Below are 7,511 nucleotides of genomic sequence, written 5' to 3'. Positions count from 1 at the left end.
AAACGCCCGGTTACATTCCGAACCCGGAAGCTAAGCCCCAGAGCGCCGATGGTACTGCAGGGGGGACCCTGTGGGAGAGTAGGACGCCGCCGAACTTCTTTTAGAGCTCTGGCTCTTGGGCACACAGCCCAAGAGCCAGAGCTTTTTTGCGTTGAGGTAGGGTCAGTGAGCATCATTGGTACGTTTCCCACAGGAGGCCCCCGGGTGGAGGTCCAGGAGACTCGCGTCCAGACGGACCGTGTCCTCACCATCCCGAACATCCTCAGCATGGCGAGGCTTCTCGGCGTCCCTCTCTTCCTATGGTTGATCCTCAGGCCCGAGTTCGGCGGTCCGAAGAGTGACGGCTGGGCGCTTCTGGTGCTCGCGCTGAGCGGTGTCAGTGACTACCTGGACGGCAAACTCGCACGACGGTGGAATCAGATCAGCAGCCTCGGCCGGCTTCTTGATCCCGCGGCCGACCGGCTCTATATCCTGTCGACTCTGCTCGGACTCACCTGGCGCGAGATTCTTCCGCTCTGGTTGACGGTCGTACTACTGGCACGTGAGCTGGTCCTGCTGGTGATGGTGGGTGTCCTCCGGAGGTATGGCTATCCGCCGCCGCAGGTGAACTTCCTCGGTAAGGCAGCCACCTTCAACCTGATGTATGCCTTCCCCTTGCTCCTGCTCAGCGACGGCACCGGTTGGATCTCGTCACTTGCCGCTGTTTTCGGATGGGCGTTCGCCGGATGGGGTACAACGCTGTACTGGTGGGCAGGAGTCCTCTATGTGGTCCAGGTCCGCCGCCTGGTGCGTGCGGACGCCATGGCCGGCTGAGCTCGCTGACTGGCACGCGCAGAGTGGCGCGGTGGCCCGCAGTCGAAACGTGCGGGACAATTTTGGCGGGTGAAGTCGGCTAGACCGTCGTCTCTTAGAGGAGGGCGCTTCCGACATGAAGGCCGTCGTGATGGCCGGGGGTGAAGGCACACGCCTTCGCCCCATGACCTCAAGCATGCCCAAGCCGCTCCTGCCGGTTGCCAATCAGCCGATCATGGAGCACGTTCTGCGGTTGCTCAAAAAGCATGGGCTCAACGAAACCGTTGTGACCGTCCAGTTCCTGGCTTCGCTGGTCAAGAACTATTTCGGTGACGGAGAAGAGCTCGGAATGGAGCTCACCTATGCCAATGAGGAGAAGCCACTCGGTACCGCGGGAAGCGTCAAGAACGCCGAGGAGGCGTTGAAGGACGACACCTTCCTTGTCATCTCCGGCGATGCTCTGACGGATTTCGACCTCACTGAGCTGATCAATTTCCACAGGGAAAAGGGCGCGCTGGTCACGGTCTGTCTGACCCGGGTGCCCAATCCGCTGGAATTCGGTATCACCATCGTGGACGAGCACGGCAAGGTCGAGCGTTTCCTGGAGAAGCCGACCTGGGGACAGGTCTTCTCCGACACGGTGAACACCGGAATCTACGTCATGGAGCCCGAGGTCTTCGACTACGTCGAGCCGGATGTTCCCGTCGACTGGTCCGGTGATGTCTTCCCGCAGCTGATGAAGGAAGGCAAACCGGTCTACGGTTTCATCGCCGAGGGCTACTGGGAAGATGTCGGCACCCATGAGAGCTACGTGAAGGCGCAGGCCGACGTTCTGGAGGGCAAGGTCGACGTCGACATCGACGGTTTCGAGATCTCGCCGGGCGTATGGGTGGCCGAGGGTGCCGAAGTGCATCCTGATGCCGTCTTGCGCGGTCCGCTCTATATCGGTGACTACGCCAAGGTCGAGGCAGGCGCCGAGATCCGTGAGCACACGGTCGTGGGCTCCAACGTCGTCGTGAAGAGCGGGGCTTTCCTGCACAAGACCGTCGTTCACGACAATGTGTACGTCGGCCCGCACAGCAACCTGCGGGGCTGTGTCCTCGGCAGGAACACCGACGTCATGCGTGCGGCGCGGATCGAGGACGGCGCCGTCATCGGCGACGAATGCCTGATCGGCGAGGAATCGATCGTCCAAGGGAATGTGCGGGTATACCCGTTCAAGACGATCGAGGCGGGCGCCTTCGTCAACACCTCGGTCATCTGGGAGTCCAGGGGGCAGGCGCATCTCTTCGGAGCCCGTGGGGTCTCGGGAATCCTGAACGTCGAGATCACTCCGGAACTCGCCGTGCGGCTGGCCGGCGCCTACGCGACGACGCTGAAGAAGGGGGCGACGGTCACCACGGCCCGGGACCACTCCCGTGGCGCCCGTGCCCTGAAGCGTGCGGTCATCTCCGCCTTGCAGGCCAGTGCCATCGACGTGCGGGACCTGGAGAACGTGCCGTTGCCCGTGGCCCGGCAGCAGACCGCGCGGGGCAGCGCGGGCGGCATCATGATCCGTACCACACCTGGCGTGCCCGACTCGGTCGACATCATGTTCTTCGACGGACAGGGTGCCGACCTCTCACAAGGCAGCCAACGTAAACTGGACCGGGTGTTCGCGCGACAGGAGTACCGGCGTGCGTTCCCGGGAGAGATCGGGGATCTGCACTTCCCGGCGAGCGTCTTCGACTCGTACACCGGATCGCTGCTGCGGAACGTCGACATCACAGGAATCGCGGAATCCGGGCTGAAGGTCGTCGTCGACGCGTCGAACGGCAGCGCGGGGCTCGTTCTGCCGAGTCTGCTCGGCAAACTCGGTGTCGACTCGCTGACCATCAACCCCGGCCTGAACGAGTCCAGGCCGACCGAGACGGCCGATATGCGGCGCTCGGGGCTGGTACGGCTCGGAGAGATGGTGGCGTCCTCCGGTGCCGCGTTCGGTGTGAGGTTCGACCCCGTCGGCGAGCGGCTGTCCCTGGTCGATGAGAAGGGGAGGATCATCGAGGACGACCGGGCGCTGCTGGTCCTGCTCGATCTCATCGCGGCCGAGCGGCGCAGCGGCAGGGTCGCGCTTCCCGTGACCACCACCAGGATCGCCGAGCAGGTGGCGGCCTATCACGGCACGCAGGTGGAGTGGACGACCACCTCGCCCGACGACCTGACGCGCGTGGGCGGGGAGGAGGGGACGATCTTCGGCGGTGACGGCAAGGGCGGTTTCATCGTCCCGGAGTTCAGCCGGGTCTATGACGGCACCGCGGCCTTCGTCCGGCTCATCGGTCTGGTGGCGAGGACACAGCTCACCCTCAGCCAGATCGACGCGCGGATCCCGCGCGCGCACGTGATCAAGCGCGATCTGGCGACCCCGTGGGCCGTCAAGGGACTGGTGATGCGGCGGGTCGTCGAGGAGGCCGGTGAACGCTCCGTGGACACCACGGACGGTGTACGCGTGGTGGAGCCCGACGGCCGATGGGTGATGGTGCTGCCCGACCCGGCCGAGGCGGTCACCCACCTGTGGGCGGAGGGACCCGACGACGCCTCGGCCCAGGCCCTGCTCGACGAATGGGCAGCCGTCGTGGACAGCGCGGGACGATAGGCGGAAGGCGGAAGGCGGAAGGCGGAACCAGCGGTACACGTGCGTGCCGGACAAGTCTCCCCAACGGGGCCTGTCCGGCACGCCGGTAGGGGCCGTTCGGAGGTAGTGGCCGCGGCGTGCGACGATGTGCGGCATGCCGCAGCAACCCCCCGTTCGGAGCACACCCCAGCGGCCTCCGCGCCCGGACGCGTCCATGTCGTTGCTCACCAACGTGATGGACCACAGCCTCGACGAGGGATACGCCGAGGCCGCCGCGCGAAAGCAGGCCGACGGCAGCGGCGGCATGCCGAAGACCCTCAGGGCGAAACTGGGGCTCGCCCTCGGTCTGGTGTTCGCCGCCCTGATCGTGACCGTCGGGGCTGCGCAAACCAGGGTGGCGGCCCCCGTCGTCGCCAAGGAGCGCGAAGAACTGATCGACAGGATCGACCGCGAGACCGAGGCGGCGGACAGACTCAAGGACGGCGTCGACGCACTCCGTGACGATGTGGGAGCGCGCCAGCGTGAGGCGCTCAAACACAGCGGGGAGGGCGACCGTACCGAGCTGGTGGGCGTCCTGGCGGGCGCCGTCGCGGTGCACGGCCCCGGAGTGAAGCTCGTGGTGGACGACGCCAAGGACACGAGCGTCGGCGGGGACGGCGACGCGCGGTCGACCTCCGGGTTCTCCGACACCGGGCGGGTCCGCGACCGTGACATGCAACGCGTGGTCAACGGGCTGTGGGAGTCCGGAGCCGAGGCCGTCTCGATCAATGGGCAGCGGCTGACCGCCCTGTCCGCGATCAGGGCTGCGGGAGACGCGATACTGGTCGACAACAGGCCGCTGGTACCGCCGTACACGGTGCTCGCGGTGGGGGACGGCCGACAGCTGAGCAGCCGGTTCCAGAACAGTGCGGACGGGCTGTATCTGCAGGCCCTGGAGGAGAGCTACGACATCCGTACCGAACTTTCGGTGGAGGACGCCCTGCGGCTGCCCGCCGCGCCGAGTGTGATCGTGCGAACCGCACAACCGATAACCGAGACGACATCTGTAACTGAGAAGGGCACATCGTGATCGCCGTACTGGGCCTCGTCGTGGGAGTCGTGGCCGGCCTGCTGGTCCGGCCCGAGGTTCCGGCGGTCGTCGAGCCTTACCTGCCGATCGCCGTCGTGGCGGCGCTCGACGCCGTCTTCGGCGGGCTGCGGGCCATGCTCGACGGCATCTTCGACGACAAGGTCTTCGTGGTGTCGTTCCTGTCGAACGTGGTGGTGGCCGCGCTGATCGTCTTCCTCGGCGACAAGTTGGGCGTGGGAGCCCAGCTGTCCACCGGGGTCGTGGTCGTCCTCGGCATCCGGATCTTCTCCAACGCCGCGGCGATCCGCCGGCACGTGTTCCGGGCGTGAGGCCGATGAGCGATCACGAGCACGACAGGACGGCGCCCGGGCCGACGGCCGGTCCGCACCCGGCGGCCGGTGGCAGCCTCCGCAAGGAGCTGCCCGACGAGGTGCCCGTACCCGCGCCGGCGCCCGCGTCGGCGGTCGAGGACCGGGAGACACCGCCGGAGCCGCCCGGATCCGGCCTGACAGGACGGCAGCGGCTGGTGAAGGGGCTGTGGCCGCCACGGATCACCCGGGCTCAACTCATCGTCGCCCTGTTGCTGTTCGGCCTGGGTTTCGGCCTGGCCGTCCAGGTCGCCTCGAACAGTGAGGGCGACAGTGCCCTGCGCGGCGCTCGCCAGGAAGATCTTGTCCGTATCCTCGATGAACTCGACGACCGCACGGAGCGTCTTGAGGATGAGAAGCAAGGGCTCGAGAAGCAGCGTGACGAGTTGGAGAACAGCTCCGACCAGGCCGAGGAGGCCCGCAGGCAGACAGCCGAGAAGGAACGGCAACTCGGCATCCTGGCGGGCACCGTGGCCGCGCAGGGGCCGGGCATCACGTTGGTCATCGAGGACACGAAGGGGATGGTGAAGGCGAACATGCTGCTCGATGCCGTCCAGGAGCTGCGCGCGGCCGGGGCCGAAGCCATTCAGTTGGACGGCGTGCGGGTCGTGGCGGGCACCTACCTGTCCGATTCCGGCAACGGAGTGAGCGTCGACGGGAACAAGATCACTGCCCCCTATCGTTTCAAGGTCATCGGCAAGCCGCAGGATCTCGAACCGGCGCTCAACATCCCGGGAGGCGTGGTGCAGACCCTCGAGAAGGAACAGGCCACCGCCTCCGTGGAGAGGTCGGCCAAGATCGTCGTGGATGCCTTGCGGCCGGCGAAGCAGCCTGACTACGCTCGGTCGTCCTCCCAGTGAACCGGGGGTGCATGGCGGGTGTCCGGCGAGGGCAAGAGGTTGCGGGGGGTCGGCGCACCGAATGGGTGGTGCGTGGTGGAAACTGTCTGGTGGATACGGACGTTGTGAGGATGTCCGGGTCGGCCAATGTGTTCAGTCAGGGTTCGTCCTGCCCCACGGGCGGGTCTGTTTCGGTCAAGGGGAATCGCCCGTGAAGTTGTTTGGGAAGTTGTTCGGCAAGAGCGCACGAGAAGGCCGCGACAGCGAGACTGCCCGGCATCGCGCACAGCCGGAGGCGGAAGGCTCACGTCCACTGTTCAGGGACCAGGTGGGCGGCCAGGGCGCGCCGTCGGTTGACCCTGCGCAGTCGAGCGGCATAGGTTTCGGGCAACCGTCAACCTCAGGTACGGGTGGAGAGTTCTCCGGCCCGTACGCGTCCCAAGCCCCCGGTGGGCAGGAGGATCCGTCCATGTCGGTCCTGGTATGTGCGAGGTGCGGTAACCGCAACGCGGAGAACAGCCGGTTCTGCTCCAACTGTGGAGCTCCGCTCCGGCCGGGAGTCGCCCCGGAGCGTCCCTCCGAGACGACCTCCACCATCTCCATCTCCGGTCTCGAGGCCTATGACGCGGAGGCCACCGGCCAGACGCAGATGCCGATGCTGTCGCCCGAGGCGCAGGCGGCCGTCGACGCGCTGCCGGTGGGTTCGGCACTCCTGGTCGTGCGCCGCGGGCCGAACTCGGGCAGCCGCTTCCTGCTGGACGGAGACCTGACGACGGCCGGCCGGCACCCGCAGAGCGACATCTTCCTGGACGACGTGACGGTCTCGCGCCGGCACGTGGAGTTCCGCCGCGGCCAGGACGGTTCCTTCACGGTGGCCGACGTGGGCAGTCTGAACGGCACGTACGTCAACCGCGAGCGCATCGACCAGGTCGGGCTGTCGAACGGTGACGAGGTGCAGATCGGCAAGTACCGGCTGGTGTTCTACGCGAGCCAGCGGGGCTACTGACCCTCCCCGGGTTCCGTCCGGGGCACCCTGACCCCAGGGAAGGTCCATGCTTCACACACCGAGCGGCGGTGCCGGGCACGGCACCGCCGCAGCGGAAACCGGACTGATGAGCATCGGCACGGTGCTGAACGCACTGCGTGAGGAATTCCCCGAAGTCACCATCTCCAAGATCCGCTTTCTGGAGTCGGAGGGGCTCATCGAGCCGCAGCGGACCCCCTCGGGGTATCGCAAGTTCAGCGCGGCGGACGTCGAGCGACTCGGTCATGTCCTGAGGATGCAGCGGGACCACTATCTGCCGCTCAAGGTGATCCGTGAGCACTTGGAGGCGATGGAGCGCGGAGAGGCCCTCCCGCTGCCGGTGCTGTCCCGGCAGCGGGAGGGGGAAGCCGCCCCCGAGCCGTCCGCCGATCCCGCCTCCACGGCGGCCCGGATCGGGCGGGCGCAGCTGCTGGCGGCCGCCGGCATCGACCAGGAGCAGCTCGCGGAGTGGGAGTCCTACGGGCTGCTCGCTCCCGTCGAGGACGAGGTGTACGACGCCGAGGCGGTCACCGTCGCCGGTCTCATCATCGAGCTGGGGCGGTTCGGGATCGAGCCGAGACACCTGAGGGCGATGAAGGCCGCCGCGGAGCGGGAGGCCGGGCTGGTGGACCAAGTCGTCGCCCCGCTCAAACGCCACCGAAACCCGCAGACCAGGGCCCATGCGCAGGCGCGTGCGAAGGAGCTCGCCGGTCTCACGGTGAAGCTGCACGCCGCGCTGGTGAGCTCGGCGCTCGGAGTGCGGCTGCCCTGAGGGGCACGGGACGAGCGGCCGGATCGGCCACCTGAT

7 protein-coding genes and 1 rRNA gene are annotated in these 7,511 nt (G+C 67.1%); all 8 read left to right on the top strand.

All coding sequences use genetic code 11. From position 1 onward, the window contains the following. Window positions 1–95 (top strand): 5S ribosomal RNA (gene rrf, locus ACWEQO_RS12500); the annotation flags it as partial. A gap of 109 nt (window positions 96–204) precedes the next feature. Next, the gene (locus ACWEQO_RS12495; RefSeq protein WP_452981939.1) at window positions 205–813 is read left to right on the top strand and encodes a CDP-alcohol phosphatidyltransferase family protein; all 609 of its coding nucleotides are present in this window, start codon (window positions 205–207) and stop codon (window positions 811–813) included. A 115-nt stretch (window positions 814–928) separates the two neighbouring features. Further along, complete coding sequence (locus ACWEQO_RS12490; RefSeq protein WP_452981936.1) at window positions 929–3,424, top strand: sugar phosphate nucleotidyltransferase; 2,496 nt, start codon at window positions 929–931, stop codon at window positions 3,422–3,424. 133 nt (window positions 3,425–3,557) lie between these two features. Beyond that, a complete protein-coding gene (locus ACWEQO_RS12485; RefSeq protein ID WP_452981933.1) occupies window positions 3,558–4,472 on the top strand; it encodes a DUF881 domain-containing protein in 915 nt (304 codons plus the stop codon). Continuing rightward, window positions 4,469–4,801 carry a small basic family protein gene (locus ACWEQO_RS12480; RefSeq protein WP_003988855.1) on the top strand — a complete coding sequence of 111 codons (333 nt, stop codon included), beginning with the start codon at window positions 4,469–4,471 and terminating at the stop codon, window positions 4,799–4,801. Before ACWEQO_RS12485 ends, ACWEQO_RS12480 begins: the two co-directional genes overlap by 4 nt. A gap of 5 nt (window positions 4,802–4,806) precedes the next feature. Beyond that, window positions 4,807–5,700: a DUF881 domain-containing protein gene (locus ACWEQO_RS12475; protein WP_361460410.1), complete on the top strand. Its 894-nt coding sequence runs from the start codon at window positions 4,807–4,809 to the stop codon at window positions 5,698–5,700. Between the two features lie 61 nt (window positions 5,701–5,761). Beyond that, entirely contained in the window at window positions 5,762–6,685 is a 924-nt protein-coding gene (locus ACWEQO_RS12470; RefSeq protein ID WP_361460412.1) for an FHA domain-containing protein, read from the top strand. 46 nt (window positions 6,686–6,731) lie between these two features. Then, the gene (gene ftsR / locus ACWEQO_RS12465) at window positions 6,732–7,475 is read left to right on the top strand and encodes a transcriptional regulator FtsR (protein WP_361460414.1); all 744 of its coding nucleotides are present in this window, start codon (window positions 6,732–6,734) and stop codon (window positions 7,473–7,475) included. Window positions 7,476–7,511: the final 36 nt, after the last annotated feature.

Source organism: Streptomyces sp. NPDC004051 (assembly GCF_053604275.1).
Note: the sequence above shows the minus strand (reverse complement) of the source record. Positions and strands in the feature narration are given on the sequence as shown.

Bases quoted from the DNA above. Each gene is read 5' to 3' on its own strand.
- ACWEQO_RS12475 (WP_361460410.1), top strand. From the start codon at position 4,807: ATGAGCGATCACGAGCACGACAGGACGGCGCCCGGGCCGACGGCCGGT.
- ACWEQO_RS12485 (WP_452981933.1), top strand. From the start codon at position 3,558: ATGCCGCAGCAACCCCCCGTTCGGAGCACACCCCAGCGGCCTCCGCGC.
- ACWEQO_RS12470 (WP_361460412.1), top strand. From the start codon at position 5,762: ATGGGTGGTGCGTGGTGGAAACTGTCTGGTGGATACGGACGTTGTGAG.
- ACWEQO_RS12490 (WP_452981936.1), top strand. From the start codon at position 929: ATGAAGGCCGTCGTGATGGCCGGGGGTGAAGGCACACGCCTTCGCCCC.
- ftsR (WP_361460414.1), top strand. From the start codon at position 6,732: ATGCTTCACACACCGAGCGGCGGTGCCGGGCACGGCACCGCCGCAGCG.